The sequence below is a fragment of the Collinsella sp. OM07-12 genome (assembly GCF_003438275.1).
In the GTDB taxonomy this organism is placed as follows: domain Bacteria; phylum Actinomycetota; class Coriobacteriia; order Coriobacteriales; family Coriobacteriaceae; genus Collinsella.
The window spans coordinates 47,014-68,093 of record NZ_QSTQ01000009.1; the positions used below are offsets into that span (position 1 = coordinate 47,014).

The following is a 21,080-nucleotide window of genomic DNA, read 5'->3' on the forward strand; positions in this document are numbered from 1 at the left end:
TTGACGGGTGCAGACGAATGGCAGGTTAGTCTTGCGCGTCGTTGACGGCAACTACGGTTAGCTGGGTTTCGTCGACCGTAAAAGATATGTCGAGCCCGGCGAAGGCCAGATGATAGACGCGGTTCGGCTCGTGCTTGCTGCCTGCGCGGCGCGGGTCTTGGCGCAGGACCTCGACCAGGCCGGGGAGCTTTGTGGGCGGGACCATATCCTGCAGCGTCTGCGGGAACTCGATGTCGAGCTCTTGCCACGGAGCATCCTCAATCCAGCCGCCGGTCGCATCCGGGTGACAGTCCGCAAACGGAATGTAGGGCTTAATGTCGTAGATGGGCGTGCCGTCGCGCAGATCGGCCCCCAGCACATGGATGATGGGGCCATCGTCGGTGAGCTCAACGTGATCGAGCCTTACGCAGGTAAGTCCGATAGGATTGGGGCGAAACGGGCTGCGCGTGGCAAAGACGCCCACGCGCTCGGCTCCGCCCAGACGCGGCGGGCGCACAGTTTTCGACCACTTGGCATTGGTGCCGGACCTGTCCTGCGTCTTGGCATCGACGGCGATGTCTTCGGCCGTGCCGCCGGGCGTTCCGTTTTCAAAGCGCCAGAGCAGCCACAGGTGAGAGAAGGAGTCCAGACCCTCAACTGACGCGCTGGAAGCATATTCCGGCTCAAAGACAATGCGCCCCTCAAGATGGGGCGCCAAAAAGCTGTTGCGCGGAATGCCGAACTTCTGCGGCAGGTCGGTATGTATGTGTGCGATAGGTTCCATGCCGGTCATTGTACGGCATGGAGGCGTGGGGCGTTGCGCGCAATTCTTCGCCGCGGTCCTCCGTCGTGCAACCAACGGTTGCTTGGAAGGGCACCTGCTGCCGCGTATGCTTAAGCCATCAACCAGCAGAAAGGAGCCGCTATGGCCTTTGCAGAAAAGCTCATCGCCGTCCGTCGCGCCCATCACCTTACCCAGGAGCAGCTCGCCGCCAAGCTCTTCGTCACACGCCAAGCCGTCAGCCGTTGGGAGCGTGGCGAGGTCATACCGGGCATCGACATGATGAAGCTCATCGCCGCCGTGACCGGCGAGCCACTGTCTCATCTGCTTGAAATGCCCGAGCACTATTGCCAGAGCTGCGGCATGATACTCACGCCCGACGACTGCGGCACCGATGCTGCGGGTACCGCGACCGACCATTACTGCAAGTGGTGCTACGACCATGGCCAGTACACCTACGACACCACCATGGAGGCAATGATCGAGGATTGTGCCCCGCGGCTGGCGCAAAACACCGGCATGTCGCTCGACGAAGCCGTCTCGCTCATGGGCGCCGTCCTGCCGCAACTGGAGCGCTGGCACACCGTGCAGGAAAACGAGGAGCGCTACGGCGCCGAAGCGCGGGCGCGCTATGGCGATGAGGCTATCGATGCAGCAAACGAGGCGCTGCTGGACATGGACCCCGAGACATGGAACGACATGAAGGAACTTGAACGCGCTATTCTGGGCCAGCTCTCGATTGCCATGGGCATTGGCGACCCAGAGAGCAACGAGGCTCGTAAGCTTGTCGCGATGCATCGTCGCTGGATTGCTCTCAACTGGGGATGCGAGCCCCAAGACGAGGCGTACCTGGGCCTCGCCCACGGTTATCTTGCCGACCAGCGCTTTGTTGACTACTACGACAAGCCCTGCGCCACCGGAGCCACGGCGTTTCTGGTCCAGGCCATCGAGTCTTCGTTGACGCGCGCATAGACCGCGGCGGCTTTGGGTATTTCAATCAAAACCTCAACCGATTGGAGACCTATGGCTACTAATCACGAGCTCGCGCTGTACGTTATGACCGGCTGCCCGTATTGCTTAAAGGTCAAGCACTTTTTGGCCGATAACAGCGTGACCATTCCCGAGCGCAATATCTCGACCGATTCCGATGCCGAACAGACACTCATCGCCGTCGGCGGAAAACGCCAGGTTCCCTGCCTGTTCATCGACGGCAAACCACTCTACGAATCGAGCGACATCATCGCGTGGGTGCAGGAAAACCTGCTCTAGTACGCACGCTCTGTCCGTCCAGGGCCCCAACCCATACGACCCAAACATGTACACCAGCATCCAAAGTCGACATTTTTCGACATCTTTGGATGCTGGCGTACAGCTTTTTGCATGGGCCCAGCACAGGCGATCCGTTCTTCTCCGTCCCCAAGGGATCATTTAGCCACAAAAGCGGGCGATGGGCGCAAGTGGCTGCTCGCGAAAGACACGCTCGACGGCGGCACGGTATTCATCGACCTTTTTGGTCTTGCGTACGAGCTTGTGAACGGTCGCGGGATCGGCGAAGGCGCATTTGGCGTAGAACCACCACTCCTTCATGCGAAAGACCGCGTTGCCCCCAATCTCGTCCGCATAGGCCGCAAACAGCATGTCATGGAAGCGTTGCAGCTCAGCGGCGGTAGCGGCAGGGTCGCCCTTAACCATGCGAGCCAGCGCGGGATTCGCAAGCAAGCCGCGCCCCAACATTACGTGGCGTGTTCCGGGATAGGCCTTCACCAGCGCATCCATGTCCTCAAGATCAAAGATGTCGCCGTTATAGGCCACGGGGAACGGCGCCCGTTCCAGCGTCTCGCCGTAAAACTCTTTGCGCGGTGAGCCCGTATAACGGTCCTTTTGCACGCGCGGATGCACGATCAACTCCGCCAGCGGCATTCGGCAATAGAGGTCGAGCACGCGCTCGTACTCGTCATCGCATTCGAGCCCCAGTCTGGTCTTGACCGACACCGGCAAGGGCGAGCGTTCGCACACGTCGCTCAAGAACACCTCGAACTCATCCAGGTTGCGCAGAAAGCCCGAACCCTTTCCTTTGGCGACAACCGTACCCGAGGGGCAGCCAAGGTTGAGGTTGACCTCGCGGTAGCCCATATCGGCAAGCACCTGTGCCGCCCACACAAACTCGTCCGCATTCTTGGACATCAGCTGGGGCACCACGTTAAGTCCCTGGTTATTAGCAGGGTCGATCTCTTTAAACGCCTTGCCGCCAAAGCGATTGCCCACCCGCGGCGGCGGCAAAAACGGCGTGTAATAACAATCGAGCGCGCCGAAGCACTCCGCATGCACGCGACGGAACACATGCCCGGTAATGCCCTCCATAGGGGCCAGCGATAAATACATCAACATCCATTCTCAAATCAATGTGACAAAGGAACAGTCCCTTTGTCACATTATTCGGAGCGTAGGGCTTCCACGGGGTCTTTCTTGGATGCACTGCGGGCAGGTAGCAGGCCAGCAACGACCGTCAGTAGCACCGAAATTGCGATGAGCATCAGCGCGTCTTGAACGGGCAGGCTCATCAGATTGGGAACCTGCTTGGCCGCAAGCGCCCAGGCATTAACCGGAAGGCTCACAGCCACCACGACGACAATGGCAAAGACGCCGGCAATGAGGCCTTCGATAAAGGTCTCGGCATTGAATACGTTGGCCACGTTACGCTTCGATGCGCCAATCGCGCGCAGGATGCCAATCTCCTTTTTGCGCTCCAGCACGCTGATGTAGGTGATGATGCCGATCATGATGGAGCTCACCATCAAACTGATACTCACGAATGCGATGAGCACCAAGCTGATGGTGTTCACGATGTCGGTCACCGAACCCATGATGATGCCCATGTAGTCGGTGTACGAGATCGCCTGTTCATCGTGGCCAGTGGCTTTAACCTGCTTGTTGTACGCATCGATGTGATCGAGTACGCGCTCCTTGGCCTCAAAGTCACGCGGGAAAATCTTGACCGAGATGGGGTCTGCCTCGTCCGCATAGCCCAACGTGGTCAGATTGTTATCGTAGGTGAGCTTTGACGCCTTGGCATAGCTCATCATGAGCGAGCTCAGGTCCTCGGCGTCCATGTTGAAGTGAATGGCACGAGCGAAGGCACCCGCATCCACGCGCATGGCGCTCGCCAAGTTGGCAAAACTCGAAGACATCTGCGTCGCCATTTGGTCCATAAGTCCCGCCGCACCCATCTTGAGCTGGGCCGATACCGTCATCGCGATCTGCTCGCTGATTGTCTTGGTCACCTGATCCATAGACTGCTGCAGATACGGAGCCAGCTGCTTTTGCACATAGTCGGTCATCGCGTGCTCAAGACGCTCGGCCAGGGCATCGCCGCCGAGCGCCTTGAGCTGAGCCAGGTATTGCTGGGCGTCGGCATCATGCTCAAGATACGTCGAGAAAGCGGCAGCAAGCTTTGACGCGTCTTTAAGATCTTCGGGCGACAGCGCCTTAAACTGATCCGACTGTATAAAGCCCTCAAACAGCTGGTTGGCAAGCGTTCCCACCTGCTGCATTTGCTCGGGTGTGAGCTCCAGACCGTCAAAGATGCCCGAGAAATCTGGAGCCGGCGCTTTGGCCATGATGTCGCTGAAGTCGATGTCCTTCCCAACGCCCGAAAGGTCAATGTCCAGACCGGACAAGTCGATACCAGAAAGGTCCATACCGCTGGCCGCACCCGAGAGCGCAGACGTATCGAGCGAGAACGCGCTCTTTAGCGCCGCCTCGTCCACGCTGAACATGCTGCCCAGATCAACGCCTTGCTTGGCCTCGCCTTGCAGCTCATCAAAGGTTTTACCCGTAAAGACATCCGTCTCGGGGCGGGCAAGCTGCTCCTGCACGATCTGCGAATCGGCAGCGCGCTCCATAAGCTGGCGAGTCAGCGCATGCGTGTAGGCAATGCCCGGGGACAATGCACTCGCGTTAGCCGTCTCGTTGGGTCGCACCACGCCCACAATGCGCACGTCGATACCGTCAGCAACCTTGGACGCCATAAAGTCGGCATCGCCAGACATGTCAGTCCACATGCCGGTCTCTTCGTTTTTGCGATAGGCATCGGCCGGCGACAACACCTTAAATGTCGTGGACAGCGCATCGTCGTAGGTAAAGTCGGTGCCGGTCTCGGGCGTCTCGACCTTGCCGTCGGCCGTCATGGCGCTGTTGACCAGGTCATTGAGCTCATCGATATCCAGCGCACCGATGCTATAGAGCGTATAGTCGCCCACCGTGCCGCGGCTCGAAAGCACCATCACGGCCTCGTTGGCGGACGTGGGCCAATGGCCGGCAACGACATCGTACTGGCTGTCGAGCAGGCTCTGGTCGTCAATCATCTCGTTAAAGACCGAGGTTCCCATGGAATCCATGCTCACCGTTGCCGCCGAGCTCGCGCCTCCGCTCATGGCCTCGGTCATGGCGTTGGGCACCAGCCGGACAGGCTTCTCATCGCCCTTGCCGGCACGATAGACAACCGGCGATACACCGTAGCCGTACTGAATGGCGTTGACCTCTTTATCGATGCCGTCGCCACCGGCATCGAGCCATGCCTTAAAGCTCGTCATGTCATTGGACTTAACGCTCGCAAACATATCCTTTACGGCCGTGACCACAGGAATCTTATCGGTTCCCTTAGCCTCGCCGCCGGCACTGTCGTCGGACGAATCCACGCTTTCAGACGAACCGTCATCCGTGGCCCCCTCTCCGCCCATCATGGACGACAGGTCGTAATCCTGCTTGGAAATGCTGAGTGGGTAGCTCGAGAGCGTGTCCTCCTCAACCTTTTTGATGTAGCCGTTTACGCCATTGGAGAGTGCCAGGATCGCCGCAATGCCGATAATGCCAATCGAGCCCGCAAAGGCCGTCATGGCCGTACGGCCCTTCTTGGTCATGAGGTTTCGGGCAGAAAGCCCCAGCGCCGTCACAAAGCTCATCGAGGTTTTGCGCGTAGGCTTGGCCTCGCGGCGCGCGGCCTTGGCAACATCAAAGGGGTCGGAATCGTCGGTGATCTTGCCGTCCGCCAGGTTGACGATGCGCGTAGCGTACTTGTACGCCAGCTCGGGATTGTGCGTGACCATAATGACCAGACGGTCGCGCGCCACGTCCTTGAGCAAATCCATGACCTGCACGGATGTCGTTGAGTCTAGGGCGCCGGTCGGCTCGTCTGCCAGCACGATCTCGGGGTCGTTGATCAGGGCGCGGGCGATGGCCACGCGCTGCATCTGTCCGCCCGATAGCTGGCTCGGGCGTTTGTTAACGTGCTCGCCCAGGCCAACTTTCTCCAACGCCTCGCGCGCACGCTGGCGGCGCTCGGCATGCCCCACACCCGTGAGCGTGAGCGCCAACTCAACGTTTTCCAAAATGGTCTGATGCGGAATGAGGTTATAGCTCTGGAACACAAAGCCAATGCGATTGTTTCTGTAGGCATCCCAATCGCGGTCGCTGAAGTCCTTGGTCGAGATGCCGTCGATCAGCAAGTCGCCGGAATCAAAATGATCGAGTCCACCAATGACGTTGAGCATCGTAGTTTTTCCCGAGCCCGAGGGACCCAGGATGGCCACGAACTCGTTATCGCGAAAAGACAGGCTTACGCTGTCGAGCGCCACCTGCGTAAACGACTGCGCAACATACCTTTTGCAAATATCTCTGAGATCCAGCATGGACGGCAACCTCTCCCCCGCCGTTCGCGTTCGACACGTTTGACCTACTCTATCAGCTTTTCTGCCGGTACCAGTAAGGAATGTAGCGAACAAAAAAACGGGACAGCACGCCGCATGGCGCACCATCCCGCGTATAACATCCCCGATGCGACAAAGAGGCTGTCACTTTGTCACATTCCAATGCGCGCTACTTTTCGAGCCCGCACGGCATAACGTTAGCGCTGCCGCGGCGAGCCTCAGTCACGGCTGCAAAGAAGCGATAGCCGCCCGAGAAGTTAAAGCACTCAAAGCCATGCTGCGCCAAAATGCGGCAAGCAATGTAGCTGCGAATGCCGCTCTGGCAAATCACGTAAACCGGCTTGGCCCGGTCGAGCTCGCCCAGGCGATTGCGCAGATCATCGACGGGAATGTTTACGAAACCATCGATATGCCCGCGCTCATACTCCCCTTCCGTACGAACATCGAGCAGCTGCACGCTGCCATCGCGTGGCAAGTTGGGCTCATCCTCCCAATGCCACTGCGCCAGTATGCCGCGATTGAGGTTCTCGATCATAAAGCCCGCCATATTGACGGGATCCTTCGCCGATGAATACGGCGGCGCGTATGCTAGGTCCAAATCCTTAAGCCTATCGCCGCGCATGCCTGCCTGGATGGCAGTCGCCAGGACGTCGATACGCTTGTCCACACCATCGATGCCCACGATTTGCGCACCCAGCAGGCGCAATCCCTGCTTCTCGAAGACAACCTTCATGGTCATGGGCGTTGCACCCGGATAATAACCCGCATGCGAACCGGGCGACAGGACCACGCTGTCGCAGTCAATTCCCGCCGCGTGTGCTGCCTTTTCGGATAGTCCCGTGCTTGCCGCCGTCAAGTCGAATACCTTGATAACCGATGAGCCCAACGATCCGAGGTAGCAGCTGTCCATGCCAGCTATGACATCGGCGACGACACGCCCCTGCTTGTTGGCGGGGCCGGCGAGCGAAATGACCGCGTCCTCGCCGGTCACCTGATGCGTGACCTGCACGGCATCGCCCACGGCATACACGTCGGCAGCAGAGGTCTCCATGCGGTCGTTGACCACAATAGCCCCCTTGATGCCCAGTTCGAGCCCCGCCTCTTGCGCCAGATGGCTCTCAGGTGCCACGCCAATGGCAAGCAGCACCATATCGGCTCCGATAGGGTCATCGCCCGCAACATGGGTGACAACGCGGCCATCAACTTCCTCAAAACCTGTCACATCGGCCTTGAGGCGCAGATCGATACCGTGCTCACGCACCTCGGTATGCAAAAGGGTCGCCATGTCGTAATCCAGGTTGTTCATAAGCTGGACGGGACGCTGCAGAAGGGTCACCTGGAGCCCCAGCTCACACAGATTCTCCGCCGTCTCGACGCCAATGAAGCCGCCGCCGATCACGACGGCACTGCTCGGTCGCCGCTCTCGAACATAGCTGTGAATACGCAGCGTGTCCTCAACGGTGCGTAGGCTAAAGATTTTATCCGAGTCGATGCCCGGCAACGCAGGGCGGATCGGCTTTGCACCCGGCGACAGGATGAGCTTGTCATACGTCTCGACAAATTCCTCGCCCGTCAGCATATTGCGAACCTCGACCGTATGCGAATCGGGATGGATGGCAAACACCTCGTGACTCGTCTTGACCGCAATGCGAAAGCGATCCCAAAAGCCCTTGGGAGACTGCAGCGTCAATGCGCTCTCTTCTTCTATCACGCCGCCAATGTAGTACGGAAGCCCACAGTTGGCATACGATACAAAACCCGTGCGCTCAAAGATGACAATTTGGGCCTGCTCGTCGAGTCTGCGCAAACGTGCCGCCGCCGATGCGCCGCCCGCGACGCCTCCAACGATAACCACCTTCATAGCCAACGCACCACCTTTCCCGTGTAGCCGCTTATGCCGCCGATATTCTTGACACTGCCATACCCAGAACGCTTAAGAAAACTCACAGCTTGGTTGCTTCGCGCACCGCTCAGGCAATGCACGAAAAGCTGCGTGCCCTTGTCTGGATACAGCTCAAGCACCTGGTTGATACGATTGAGCGGAACGTTGACGCTGCCCGGAATGTGGCCCTGTCCATGCTCGTCAGCACTCCTCACGTCGAGCAGCACCGCCCCCTTAGAAGCCTTCCATTCCTGGACGCCCACATTAATGTCCGGTCCTGCAAACAAATCAAACAATCCCATAGCGCACTCCTTTGCTGGTTGCTTTGGGCAAGTATGCCAAGGCACTGCGGTCGCGTTCTGTGACCAAGTCACCAAACGGAAAATATGTTGCCGACGGCAGATGCAGCTGCGCGGTAGGTCTAGACCAACCGTGCTAACCCATCTACATCACGCACGATAATCCGTCCGCGCCTAATCTCGATGAGCCCGTCCTGCGCAAGACGTCGCAGAGCGCGCGTCACCGCTTCGCGCGCAGAGTTGATGTCGCGTGCAAGCTCGTCTTGCGTTACGGCAACTTCTGCTGTGCCCGCAGCTCGGCAATGCTCGAGCACGTAGCTGGCGACGCGCTGATCGAGGCGCTTAAAGAGCATCTGCTGCAGCACGCATACCACCTGGGAGTAGCGCTTCACCTCAACCTGGAGCATAAAGGCCTTAACGTAGACATTATCGCGGGCGAGCTGGGCACACACGCTCGCAGGCACCACCAAAAGCGATGACCTGCGTGCTGTAACCACCATGGTGTCAAATGAAATCTGCTCGATAACGCACGAGGCCGTGGTGACACAGCACTCTCCGCAGCCAACCCTAAACAGCGTGACCTCCTTGCCTTCCTCGGAAAGCAGGCTCACGCGAATGTCACCTTCGATAATAAAAACAATGCCAGTGCAAGAATTTCCGCTGCTACCGATTATCTGCCCGGCATCAAAGGATCGCAGCGACGAGCGCTCTGCCACGAGCGTCTGCTCATCGGATGTAAGTTGTCCCCAAAACGGCAACCGCTCGACCATGCTGCCGACCATAGCCGCCCCCTTTCGACGTATACCCATGATGCTACCCCGAAGCAGAAAAAAGAGTCGCTGTTTCTAGCGACTCCCCTTCAGTTGTCTGTCCCACGGACTTACTGTTCGCTCTTCGCGAGTGCCTGATCGATCAGTTTGTTGAGCGCCTCGCGCTGCTCAGCGGAGTTGATGCCGCCCATGATCGGCTCTCCCACAATGTTACCGTTCTGGTCGATCACATAGGTGGTCGGGAACGAGTACAGGTTGGAGGTGAACTTTCCGGCCTCGCTGTCCGACTTAAACCAGATGTTCTTATACGTCACGCCCTTCTTGGAAAGCACGTCCTTGGCATCGGCCACCTCGTCTTTGTTGCCATCGAGCGTAAAGGAATTAACGCCCACGACCTGGCCGCCCTTCTCGGCAAGCTCCTTGTTGAGCTTCTCCAGATCGCCCAGCTCTCCCACGCACGGCTTGCAGGTGGTAAACCAGAAGTTCATGACGGTGACCTTGTTCTTGGAGAACAGCTCGTCGCTGTTTACATCGTTGCCGTCCAAGTCCTTGCCCTTAAAGCTGGGAAACTTCGTCTCCCCGCTCTCGCCGTTGGTCATGCCTGCGGTCGAGGCATCGACGCTCTCCCCCTCGCCGGGCGTGCTGCCGCATCCGGGGAACTCCTTCTCCAGCGCCATGAGCTTGTCCTCGATCTCCTTGACCTGCTGCGCGCCCGCCTTAAGCGTCTTAAGCTCGTCAGCCGCAAACTGATCCTTGGCGCCCTCGATGGTATCGAGCAAGAAGTCACCGTAGTTCTTGCCGTCCTCAATCATGGGAGTGTCTTTGTTGGCCGCAAGGAACACCTTTTCCCATAGGGCGTTATCGCTCGCAAAGATCTCGTTTTCCTTTTGCAGCAGCTGCTGGTACAGCTCGGCCGCCTCCTCGGCACTCGACGGCTTTTGCGCTATGAGCTCGGCAATCTGCGCATCGCCGCTCGTGGCATCCTTCGCGTCGCCCTTGGGGGCAGAGCACGCCGCGAGAGTCAGCGCCAGCACGGGCAGCATCAACAGAGCCGCAATTTTTGACAGTTTCATGGTTCCTCCGTTTATATCGAAACTTATATAGGTACCTATTTGTTTTCGCAGGCTTGCGTGGACTGCGCGGGTTTGTCGCCCGTCAAACCCAGCCCGTAGCGAAAGCTAATAGCATCGACGGGGCACGCGCCCACGCATTTGCCGCAACGAATGCACTCGGCATGGTCGGGCGTACGCGTAACGTCCACGTCCATCTGGCACACCTTGGCGCACTTGCCGCACGAGACGCATTTACAATGATCAACCCGAATCCCCAGCAATGACACCTTGTTCATGAGCGCATAAAATGCGCCGAGGGGGCAAATCCATTTGCAGAAGGGGCGATAGAACAGCACGCTCAGCACCGCAACCACAATGAGGATCGCGAGCTTCCAAGAAAAGAGCTTTCCCAGCGCGGAGCGGATTCCCACGTTCATGATGGACAGCGGAATCGCGCCCTCGAGCACACCTTGCGGGCAGATGTACTTGCAAAAGAACGGGTCGCCCATACCCACATCGTTAACCACCAAGACGGGCAGCAGCACCACGGCAAACAGCAGCACGGCATACTTGATGTACGTGAGCGGCTTGAGCTTTTTCGTGGAGAGCTTTTTGCTGGGAATCTTATGAAAAAGCTCTTGTAGCCATCCAAACGGGCACAAAAAGCCGCATACAAAACGTCCCAGCAGCACGCCGATCAGAATGAGCGTTCCGGTGACGTAATACGAAAAGCTAAACTTAGACGAGCCCACCACCGACTGAAACGACCCGATGGGGCACGCACCCGAGGCCGCCGGACACGAGTAGCAGTTGAGGCCCGGCACGCAGACGGCTTTGCCCGCTCCCTGGTAGATGCCGCCCTTGGCAAAGTTAGGCAGGTGAATATTGGTCGCAAGCGTCGCCGCCGCCTGAATCAATCCACGAAATCGCGCTAAAAGATGCGATGCAGTGTTTTTTCTTTTATCCAATTCCGATACACTCCAAGCACAGCCTGATTGCCTTGGCCAGCACGGCATCTGCCTCGCCGCGCATAATTCCAAAGCCAACCATGGCTACCCCAACGATCAGCAAAGCCACCTGCGCCACAGGCTTAATCGCTTTGAACAATCTGACCACTCCTTTCGTTTCGCGACCCATTGGACCATACCGACTATAAAATCCGTGTTAAGCGTGAATGATTATGCAAGGAGAACGTTATACGTATCTTGGTCGTCGAGGACGAGCGGGCGCTGTGCGATGCGATCGCACGCAGCCTGCGCAACTTGGCCTATAGCGTCGACTGCTGCTACGACGGACAACAGGCCCTCGATCTGCTCGATGTCGAGACCTTTGATCTTGTTGTGCTCGACCTCAATCTCCCCCATGTCGACGGCATGACCGTGCTCAGGCAACTCAGGACAACTGATTGCGAGACCAAGGTGCTCGTGCTCTCGGCACGCGGCGAGGTCTCCGACAAGGTAGCGGGGCTCGGTGCGGGCGCCAACGACTACCTCACCAAGCCGTTCCATCTTGACGAGCTGGCGGCACGCATGCGCAGCCTCACGCTCGGGCGCTTTACGCAAAGCGACGTTGTTCTAACCTGTGGATCACTGAGCTTTGACACCAAGGCGCGCCTCGCCTCCGTGGGCGGCGAGGTTCTATCCCTCACGCGCAAGGAGACCGGCATCCTGGAATCCCTGATGCTTAACCAAGGGCGGCCGGTGCGCCAGGAAGAGCTTATCGAGCATGTATGGGACAGCAGCGTCAACAGCTTTAGCAACGCGACCCGCGTGCATATCTCATCGCTGCGCAAAAAGCTGCGCGGCGCGTTGGGGCACGACCCCATCCGCAACCGAATCGGCGAAGGCTACGTTATGGAGGACGGCAAATGAAGCGGCTGTCGCTGCAGTGGCGCATCACGTTGATGACGGCCTTACTGATATGTTCGACCTGCGTACTTATGAATTGCCTGGTTGGTTACTCCGGCATGCGCTACATGGACTCGATTGGTGCAGAAGCGGCGGCGCACAACAAGGTGGAGACCGCAGCGCCCAGCTCATTTGACCCGGCAAGCAAAGAGCTCGACGATGAGTTGACCATCGTCGTGAGCGACGCCCAAGCATCGTTTAGCGCGACGAGCTGGTGCATAACCGCGGCGGCGACGCTGCTCGGTGGCGTGCTAGCCTACTTCGTGAGCGGATATGCGCTGCAGCCGTTGCGCTCCTTTGCGGCGCAAGTCGAGAGCGTGCGGCCCGACAACCTCGCCGACACAAAGATCAGCGAGGACGTGCCCTCTGAACTCAGGCGCTGCAGCGCGTCGTTTAACGACATGATTTCCCGCCTTGACGAGGGATTATCCGCACAAAGACAGTTTACGGGCAATGCGGCGCACGAGCTGCGCACGCCGCTCGCGCTCATGCAAGCCCAGGTTGAGTTGTTTTGCGCTGAGCACCCCGACGCCGATGCCGATACAGCGAGCCTGCTCCGGCTGCTGCAGGAGCAGACCGAGCGAATGACGCACATGACAAAGACCCTGCTCGAGATGAGCGAGCTGCGTAGTATTCCCTGCAACGATGCGATTGACCTGGCGCCGATGATCGAAGAAGTGCTCACCGACCTGGCGCCCCTTGCCGAGCAAAAGGGCATCACGCTTGTAAGCAAGGGCGACGCGCAAACGATCGGCTGCGACACGTTGATCTATCGGCTACTGTTCAACCTGGTTGAGAATGCCATTCGCTACAGTGCGCCCAGCTCAACCGTGCAAATCGGCGCCCGTGCCGAAGGCGACCGCGTGCTGCTTCGCGTGCGTGACCAAGGGCCAGGCATTCCCAAGCAATACCAGACGAGCATCTTTCAGCCCTTCTTTCGTGTCGACAGATCGCGCAGCAGAGCATATGGCGGTGTGGGGCTGGGGCTTGCGCTGGTCTGGGAGATCGCCGCGCTTCACGGCGGCTCCATCGAGGTCGAAGAAAGCTCGAAGCGCGGAACGACCATGCTCGTGATTCTTCCCGCTCGCGCACCCGGCTCATTAAAATAACGAACGGGATGGCACGCCGTGTGGTGTACCATCCCGCACATAACATCGAAGATGTGACAAAGGGACCGTCCCTTTGTCACATCTGCTAGTTCTCGTCGCCTACCAGCTGAGTTAGCTTACTCCCACTCGACCGTGCCGACGGGCTTCGGCGTAAGGTCGTAGCAAACGCGGCAGATACCGGGGACCTCGGCGGTCACGCGTGCGGTAATGCGTTTGAGCAGCGCCCAGTCGAGCTCGGGCACCTCAGCGGTCATGACGTCGACGGTATTGATGCAGCGAATAATGCAGGGCCAGTCGTAGGCGCGCTTGCCCTCGCGCACGCCGGTGGCGCGGAAATCGGGCACCACGGCAAAGTACTGCCAGATGGTCAGACCGGCCTTGTCGATCTCCTCGCGCACGATGGCGTCGGCCTCGCGCAGCGCCTCGAGGCGGTCGCGGGTAATGGCGCCAAGGCAGCGGACGCCCAGGCCAGGACCGGGGAACGGCTGACGCTCAACCATGTTCTCGGGCAGGCCGAGCTCGCGGCCCACGACGCGCACCTCGTCCTTGTACAGCAGCTTAACGGGCTCGCAGAGCTCAAACTGCAGGTCCTCGGGCAGACCGCCAACGTTGTGGTGGGCTTTCACGCCGTCCTGCGACTCCAGAATGTCGGGGTAGATAGTGCCCTGGGCGAGGAAGCTGACCTCGTCGCCAACCTTGCGGGCCTCCTCCTCGAACACGCGGATGAACTCGGCGCCGATGATCTTGCGCTTGGCCTCGGGCTCGTCGACGTCGACGAGTTTATCGAGGAAGCGGTCGGTGGCGTCCACATAGACCAGGTTGGCGTCCATCTGGTTCTGGAACACGTCGACGACCTGCTCGCTCTCGCCCTTGCGCATGAGGCCGTGGTTCACGTGCACGCAGATGAGCTGCTTGCCGATGGCCTTGATCAGGAGCGCCGCGACGACCGAGCTGTCAACGCCGCCGGAAAGGGCCAGCAGAACCTTCTTGTCACCGATCTGCTCGCGGATTGCGGTGACCTGCTCGCCGATGAACACCTGGGCAAGTTCGGGAGTGGTGATACGCACCATATCGTCGGGACGCTTGTTGGGATCCATGCAGGGCTCCTTTTCGGTTCGATGGAACGCGCCGCGCATATGCAAACGCGCTGTCATATGCCCTCATTATATGCAGAGCAAGGTTCGTTTCCCATCGCTGCAACGGAGCTTTTTGCAGGGGTGGCAATTTTCCCTAATGTCGAGGTCAGCTAGACTTCGGTAGCTCCCTTGGGAGCATTGCCAATAGACTCTTCCTTTATTCGTTCGGCATAATCGTAGGCGATAACCACAAATTCCAGTCCCGAGCAACAGGAGTACAATTGCTGCTAATGTGGCCACCTGATGGAAGATGGAAGATGGACTGCGATAGTTACCCGCTCATTCCCATGCCGTTGATGTGCACCGCCTTTGTGCCGGGGCAGATTGACGCTGCGGTTGCAGGCATTTCCGACCCCGATTCACGCACCATCGCCACGGCAGAAGCGCTGTACTTTCGCGGACAGGCCACCCTCGCTGCCAAGACGGCGCGCCCCTATCTTGACGCCACCGATCCCGCGCTGCGCTATTCCGCATGCTTTATCTGCGGATATGCCAGTCTGTCGCTCAACCGTATCGCCGATGCCCGTCGTTGCCTTACGGGCATCCTCGATACGCCAACTGACGAGGAATCGCCCGCCGCTCACGCCACGCATATCCTGTTCGCCTCGGCCGCGAGTGTCCTGTTGCACTTGCCTTCCCCGTATTCTGCCGAAGAGTTTCATCCGCTTGCGGCGCATCTGCCCGAAGGCCTGCGCCTGTTCGCCAGCTACGTGATGGCGCACGCCTTGTATCTGCGCGGCGAATACGGCCGCAGTCTGGGCATGGCGGAAAACGCCCTGATCATGAAACAGGAAAGCTATCCGATCTCGGAACTGTTCCTGCACCTGGCAGCTTCCATGGCATACATGAGCCTCAAAGACGTCGACGCCGCAAAGGCACACTTCGGAGCCGCTTGGGACATTGCGCGTCCCGACGGCCTTATCGAGCTCATCGGCGAACACCATGGCCTTTTGCAAGGACTCATCGAGGCATGCCTAAAATCGCAATACCCTGACGATTTCGCACGCATCATCGAGATTACGTATCGATTCAGTTACGGCTGGCGGCGCATCCACAACCCCGATTCGGGCGAGGACGTGGCCGACGATCTAACGACCACGGAGTTCACCATGGCCATGCTCGCCTGCCGTGGGTGGACCAACGCCGAAATCGCACGCCATATGGGCGTGTCGCCGGGCACTGTTAAAAACCGCCTATCCGGCGTATATGCAAAGCTTGGCATCGGCACGCGCGCCGAGCTGGTCGCTCATATGTTGCGTTAGCGACCGGGCTGCCAAGCGCATCGAACGCGATCCGGAGCCCGGCACTTCGCTCGCCTAAATTGGACATTTTGACCCTTGAACGGCACTACCGCCACGGGGCACCTTCTCGCAAAATTGGATTATTTCCACCGATACCTGCGGGATGGGAGCCCAAGATGCTTGATCGCCGTTCGTTACTTGTTGCCGGAGCGTCCTCGCTAGCGAGCATCATGTTGCCTCGCGTGCCGGGAAGCGAAAATGCCTTCCTGCTGCCGTTCGCGCCCACCGAAGCCTATGCCGACGAAAAAGACCCCTTCAGGGTGCTCGTTCTCTCGCGCACCATGTTTGGTGTGGTCGTGGTCGACGTCGCCAACAAGAATATGCCCGTCAAGGGAGCGCAGGTCACGCTCGCGTCGCGTTATGCCGCGGGCAAGCAGCTCTCCGCCACGATCGACGATGAGGGCACGGCCATCTTTGAGGTCGCGCCGCTTTCGGAAGGCTACGTGGACGAGGCAACGCTTCTCGACGCGTACGACTTTAACGGCGGCATCTCCATTAGCATGGCGGGCTACCGCGATGTCGAGATTCCCCTTGCGCGTATCCAGGGCGGCACCGCCATAACCGCGCCCACGCGTCCGCTTTCCGACGGCGAGCCGTACTTCCGCCAGCTCACATTCGACGAATGGGACATCCAATACGCTGAAGCCACGTTCATGGCATTGCCGAAGGACGACACGGCAAACGAGCAGCCCGATACGCACGCCTTTACCGTGCAGGCACATCTGCCACAGGGTGGACAGGCAACGCTGCGCATCAACAAAGTGATGCCCGCTGCGGGCAGCTCAACCGAAACCGTCACGCAGATCGACCAGATCAAGGCCAGCGCATCGGGCGCGGATAATCTGGCGACGTTCACGCTTGAAGACACGTTCCTCGATGCAGCTTCGGGCCTTCTGGAGGAAGGGTGCAAGCTGCGCTTTATGCTCGACTACCAGGGCAAAACCTACACACTCTCATCCCCTATGGCCGTTGTCACCGCGCCGGCCGCAAAGGCGGAATCCGGATCGACCACTATCGTCCCCACCACCATGGACCAAGAGATCACTCCGTTTGATTTCCCCGCGGCGTTTCCCGGCATCGGCGGTAATAAGTTCACGTGTTGGATGCCCACATTTCCGATCCTCTTCGATTTCTCGTTTGCCGGGTACGTGCTGTTTGGCGGAGGATACAAACCAGCCAGCTATATGAACGATTCGGGCAACCCTGATCCGGAGTACTGGAAGAAGTCACCGCGCGAATCGGGCGCCAAGCAGGCAAACCGCTACCTCGACGAGATGGAGGGGAAGTGGAATCAGTACAAAAGTATGAGTGCCGGTTCGGGCACCGATCCAAGAAACACCAAGCTCCTTCGCCACCATTGCACGCCGCTGTTCACGATGGATATCGCCACACAGCTGTACGGCTCGCTCGCCTACGATTGGGTGGGCAAAACCTGGGGCAACAACAACGACCCCGCATACGGCAATATTAAGGCCCTCTTCCAGGTAAGAACCGACCTCAATTGGACCGAGCAGTTTGCCCTAGGACCGGTACCGTTTTTCCTAAACGTCAACCCCTGGGTGCTGGCAAAACTGGCGCTCGCCGTGGGCGCCCACACGCACGGTAGCGGCGCGGCGTTTTTCAAGAACATTTCGCTCGACTACTCCAACACGTCGGGCTCGTTCACCATCCAGATCGGGCTTGCCGTCACCTTTGGCGCCGGCGTTGCAGGCGTCGCTTCGTCTGCCGTGCGTGGCGCCGCATCCCTCACACTGTTCATTGGGTACGAGAAAGCGGACGGCCACCAGCTTCCGCGGCTGCGTGTAGGCGCAGACGTCGATGTCGATGTGATACTCCAGTTCGTGATGTTCAAATGGACCACCAAGGCCTGGTCGGGGTCGTGGCCCACACTCGCCGATTCGTGGAATATGTCGGTGAACAACGGCGACCAGTATGTGCTCCAGCGCTCTGAGCTTGCATTGGGTGGGGATACGCCTTATACGCTGGATGCCTGCTTCGGCTCGGCCGGCAACGCCGAGGCAGGTGGTGTGCCGCAATTTATCGCATCTGCCACCATCGTCACCAACGCCGAGCTACTCGCACGCGCCGAGGTTGCAGCCACCGCGAAAAACGTCGCGTCTGTCGGACGCGATTGGGACCGGGCGGTCACACGCATTGAGCTCGAGGCAGACGCGGAGAGCGACGACACGGAACAGGTTGAGCATTTTGTCCACGCACTGATGGAAAACAACGAAAACACCGCGCCGATGTATACGTACACCCATATCGGGCAGGCGAAGGACGCCGTTGCGGACCCCAACGCCAATTCTGCTTGTGTGTCGGAGGACGATCGCGGCGGCATAAAACCCTCGAGCGACAACGTGCTGTTTTCCGGCGTGCTCAGCGAAGCCCACATGAGGCTAACGATGATCGCCGGCGTGGAGTGCCTATTCCGTATCGCCTCGGTGCGCTACGGCGACAATGGTCGCTCGCGCCTGGTGGTACACACAAAGGCAAACGGCACGTGGTCCGCTCCCACGCCCGTGGACTTCCCCCTTGGGTTTGGCGAGGGCGACGTAGAGCGTGACGGCATATTCGATTACGACTTCGACGTGGTGGAATATACAGACGGGAGGGAAAACCAGGACGCCTACGTGCTGCTGGTCTCGGGCGAGCGCCCCGCCGGCGACAACACCCTTTTCGATACGGCAAGCACAGCCGGCATACTGTCCGTCGTGCGCCCGCGCATAAGCAATGACGAGATCCGCGTGGTGTCGCACACGTCGTGGCGCAGTATCTCGCGCGGCCGCCTTCAGGAGGATGGCTACCATTGCCTGCAGTGTCCACGTATCACGGTGGGCAAGACACTGGTCGACGGGCGCCTGTCGGGTGCCTACCTCCACCGCCGCGGAGCCACCGCAGAAAAGGCGCTCGGCAGCGAGGCCGAGGTTGCGCTGGAGTGCTTTACCCTGTGGTCGGACGTTTCGGGCGACAGCCTGACGTTCCGCCAAGTTCTCCGCTTTCCGCAAGCACCGTCGAGTATCGAGCTGGGCGCACCCGAGAATATCAACGGCAAAATGGTGGTGCCCGTTGCGTACGAGACCGCAGGCGGTTGCGGCTGCGCATCGTACGCCGTGATCGGCCAGTCCATCGCGGGTTGGGGCGTTATGTCACCAGACGCCACAGTACCCCACGCGGTGCCGTGGCCGCAGCACACGGGCTTTTTGGCAACCGTCAACGAGCAACTGCAGCATATTACGTGGACGCGAGGCGCATCGGCATTTGCAACGCAGCCCGTGGGTGCCGCAGGCTGTGGCCCGGCGTCGTTTAGCGTAAGCAGCAACGGCAGGTGCGTGCTCTATGTAGAGAATACCGATGGCAAGGTGGGACAAACCTACGACGAAGAAGGCAACCCGGTAGCAGTGATGGGCAAGCACTTCCGCATTTTCGCCAGCACCTTGGCAGGCGATCTGTTCACGGAGCCGTTCGTGATGTGCGAGCTGGACCATCCCGTCGATCAGATAACGACATTTTTGACGTCGGGAGGCATGCTCTCCGCGCTCGCCACGCACATTGTGAGCGCGGAGAAGAGCGAGGCAAAGCTGCACGGCATCGAAGTGCCCTTGGTGGCGTGTGCCACTCCGACGGGCGCGGTCGCTACCTCGGGCGCGGTGGTGCCCGGAGCAGCAGGCGAATCCTTTTTGGTCACGGTGCGAAACGACGGCAACACCTTGCTGACCGCCGGCACGATCGATCTGTACCGAGAGGGCTCCAGCCAGCCGTTCTCCAGCGCATCCATCGGATTCGGAGCGAACGCACGCATGGCTTCGATCTACGATCCAGAGCTTGCCGAGGACGCTTCGGCCAACGATATGGCACGCGTGAAATACGCACTCGAGACGCTGGGCGCACGTTTTGCAACGCACCCGCTGGTTGCCGACAATGGAAACGCCGTGCTGGCACCGGGCTGCACGGCACAATTCCGCATGAGCTTTGCCATCCCGGAGAGCTGGGGCGACGAGGTGGGCAAACGCGTCACGCTGTATGCGAAGGCGCGTGACCTGGTGGCGCTCGATCCCGTAACGCTCGAGGAAATCCGACCCGGCGCAAACTCGGCACTGGGCGCCGTACTGCACGAGCTTCATGTGCCCGACGCGGCATGCGAACGCTCAGAAGTGCAGGTCGGCGTATGCGGCAGCGCGGATACGACAGGACTTCACGACGCCCCGATGACAGCAGACGGCGATGGTGGCTCGAGTGGCGGCGGCGCTGACGAGGGCGGCGGATCCGACGGAAGCAGCTCCGGCAGTGGCAAGGACCACGGCAATAACAAGCGTTCCGGAAAAGCGGGCGTGCTTGCGGGCACGAGCGATGTCAACGCTCCCCTCATGGCAGCCGCTGCAGCACTCGCCGCGGCAGGCGCCGGCCTCGTCGCCTACAGCGCCCGCCGTACGGCACTCGAAACCGACACCGCCAATGAGGTCAATTCGGATACGCCTCGCTAGCTCCTAGCTGTTTTTTCGAGAGACGCCGACTCGGCTCATCGAACATCAAATGGGCTGGTTCTGGATACCCAGAGCCAGCCCATTACGCATTAGATGTCGTCAGAGGAGTCGAGTTCTGCCTCGAGCTTGGCACGGCGTCTTTTCGCCGTGAAAAAAGTTGCGCACAGGGCAGCAAACGTGGCCGCGAAAATCGTCGCACCGCAGAACACGCCCGTGGCCAGGTTCGCCAACCAAAAGACGCTTTCGAGCGGTACGATCTGCGCCTCAGCGATACAGCGCATTGCGGCAATAACAAGCGCGAACGCGGCGCCGCTAAGACCGCTGACAAGCATGAAATATCCAACAGGAAGATGCTCGGTTTGCCCAAAACGATTGGTATCGACATAGCCCTTCCGCGTTTGCAGTCCTGCGCAAATCAACATCACGATAACGAGCCACAAATACATGGCTGCCTCGAACGGCGTTGCAAAGCCATGCGGCATTTCACTAGCGTCGCTGTGAACCCACGCAACCTGTCGAGCTATAAACTGGTAGAAAAAGATCATCAACATGCCAAACGAAAGCAGCACGAAACCAATCTTGTAGATCTTCGCGTTCTCAGCCTCCAGGCGCTCATCCTTTGGGCCGGCATATTCACGCCACTTTTGCACGATTTTCAGATCTTCATATTTCATA

General features: G+C 59.2%; 17 protein-coding genes. 6 read left to right on the forward strand and 11 right to left on the reverse strand.

Annotated features, from left to right (window positions below; genetic code table 11):
- Positions 1 to 25 precede the first annotated feature (25 nt).
- Complete coding sequence (tsaA, locus tag DXB98_RS04675; RefSeq protein WP_233502110.1) at positions 26 to 763, reverse strand: tRNA (N6-threonylcarbamoyladenosine(37)-N6)-methyltransferase TrmO; 738 nt, start codon at positions 761 to 763, stop codon at positions 26 to 28.
- Between the two features lie 141 nt (positions 764 to 904).
- Between tsaA and DXB98_RS10155 the strand changes: the two genes are divergently transcribed.
- Positions 905 to 1,732 (forward strand): TipAS antibiotic-recognition domain-containing protein, encoded by an 828-nt coding sequence (locus DXB98_RS10155; RefSeq protein ID WP_117763677.1) that lies wholly within the window; start codon positions 905 to 907, stop codon positions 1,730 to 1,732.
- 51 nt (positions 1,733 to 1,783) lie between these two features.
- On the forward strand, positions 1,784 to 2,029 hold the full coding sequence (locus DXB98_RS04685) for a glutaredoxin (RefSeq protein ID WP_117743318.1): 246 nt from the start codon (positions 1,784 to 1,786) through the stop codon (positions 2,027 to 2,029).
- Positions 2,030 to 2,188: 159 nt separating this feature from the next.
- Here DXB98_RS04685 and DXB98_RS04690 read toward each other — a convergent pair whose 3' ends face one another.
- From DXB98_RS04690 to DXB98_RS04725, 8 genes are all read right to left on the reverse strand, one after another.
- Positions 2,189 to 3,142, reverse strand: a complete 954-nt coding sequence (locus tag DXB98_RS04690; protein ID WP_117743319.1) for a tRNA-dihydrouridine synthase — start codon at positions 3,140 to 3,142, stop codon at positions 2,189 to 2,191.
- Positions 3,143 to 3,192: 50 nt separating this feature from the next.
- Entirely contained in the window at positions 3,193 to 6,447 is a 3,255-nt protein-coding gene (locus DXB98_RS04695; protein ID WP_117743320.1) for an ABC transporter ATP-binding protein/permease, read from the reverse strand.
- 187 nt (positions 6,448 to 6,634) lie between these two features.
- Entirely contained in the window at positions 6,635 to 8,326 is a 1,692-nt protein-coding gene (locus DXB98_RS04700) for an FAD-dependent oxidoreductase (RefSeq protein WP_117743321.1), read from the reverse strand.
- A complete protein-coding gene (locus tag DXB98_RS04705) occupies positions 8,323 to 8,649 on the reverse strand; it encodes a rhodanese-like domain-containing protein (RefSeq protein WP_117734587.1) in 327 nt (108 codons plus the stop codon). Before DXB98_RS04705 ends, DXB98_RS04700 begins: the two co-directional genes overlap by 4 nt.
- A gap of 119 nt (positions 8,650 to 8,768) precedes the next feature.
- On the reverse strand, positions 8,769 to 9,428 hold the full coding sequence (locus tag DXB98_RS04710) for a Crp/Fnr family transcriptional regulator (RefSeq protein WP_158553148.1): 660 nt from the start codon (positions 9,426 to 9,428) through the stop codon (positions 8,769 to 8,771).
- A gap of 98 nt (positions 9,429 to 9,526) precedes the next feature.
- Positions 9,527 to 10,489, reverse strand: coding sequence for a redoxin domain-containing protein (locus DXB98_RS04715; protein ID WP_117736508.1), 963 nt, complete (start codon positions 10,487 to 10,489; stop codon positions 9,527 to 9,529).
- A 35-nt stretch (positions 10,490 to 10,524) separates the two neighbouring features.
- Entirely contained in the window at positions 10,525 to 11,436 is a 912-nt protein-coding gene (locus DXB98_RS04720) for a 4Fe-4S binding protein (RefSeq protein ID WP_233505092.1), read from the reverse strand.
- Positions 11,429 to 11,575, reverse strand: a complete 147-nt coding sequence (locus DXB98_RS04725) for a CD1871A family CXXC motif-containing protein (RefSeq protein WP_197032826.1) — start codon at positions 11,573 to 11,575, stop codon at positions 11,429 to 11,431. Before DXB98_RS04725 ends, DXB98_RS04720 begins: the two co-directional genes overlap by 8 nt.
- Before the next feature lie 89 nt (positions 11,576 to 11,664).
- On the opposite strand from DXB98_RS04725, the gene DXB98_RS04730 reads away from it, so the two are divergent.
- Both DXB98_RS04730 and DXB98_RS04735 read left to right on the forward strand, forming a co-directional pair.
- A complete protein-coding gene (locus tag DXB98_RS04730; protein WP_117743324.1) occupies positions 11,665 to 12,339 on the forward strand; it encodes a response regulator transcription factor in 675 nt (224 codons plus the stop codon).
- Complete coding sequence (locus DXB98_RS04735) at positions 12,336 to 13,484, forward strand: HAMP domain-containing sensor histidine kinase (RefSeq protein WP_117743325.1); 1,149 nt, start codon at positions 12,336 to 12,338, stop codon at positions 13,482 to 13,484. The genes DXB98_RS04730 and DXB98_RS04735 overlap by 4 nt, the downstream gene beginning before the upstream one ends.
- A 116-nt stretch (positions 13,485 to 13,600) precedes the next feature.
- Here the strand turns inward: DXB98_RS04735 and guaA are convergent, their stop codons facing one another.
- Positions 13,601 to 14,581, reverse strand: coding sequence for a glutamine-hydrolyzing GMP synthase (guaA, locus tag DXB98_RS04740; protein WP_117743326.1), 981 nt, complete (start codon positions 14,579 to 14,581; stop codon positions 13,601 to 13,603).
- Between the two features lie 296 nt (positions 14,582 to 14,877).
- Between guaA and DXB98_RS10275 the strand changes: the two genes are divergently transcribed.
- Positions 14,878 to 15,882: a helix-turn-helix transcriptional regulator gene (locus tag DXB98_RS10275; RefSeq protein WP_199407122.1), complete on the forward strand. Its 1,005-nt coding sequence runs from the start codon at positions 14,878 to 14,880 to the stop codon at positions 15,880 to 15,882.
- Between the two features lie 155 nt (positions 15,883 to 16,037).
- A complete protein-coding gene (locus tag DXB98_RS04750; protein ID WP_117743327.1) occupies positions 16,038 to 20,405 on the forward strand; it encodes a hypothetical protein in 4,368 nt (1,455 codons plus the stop codon).
- An 89-nt stretch (positions 20,406 to 20,494) separates the two neighbouring features.
- Here the strand turns inward: DXB98_RS04750 and DXB98_RS04755 are convergent, their stop codons facing one another.
- Positions 20,495 to 21,079 carry a hypothetical protein gene (locus tag DXB98_RS04755; RefSeq protein WP_117743328.1) on the reverse strand — a complete coding sequence of 195 codons (585 nt, stop codon included), beginning with the start codon at positions 21,077 to 21,079 and terminating at the stop codon, positions 20,495 to 20,497.
- Position 21,080 lies beyond the last annotated feature (1 nt).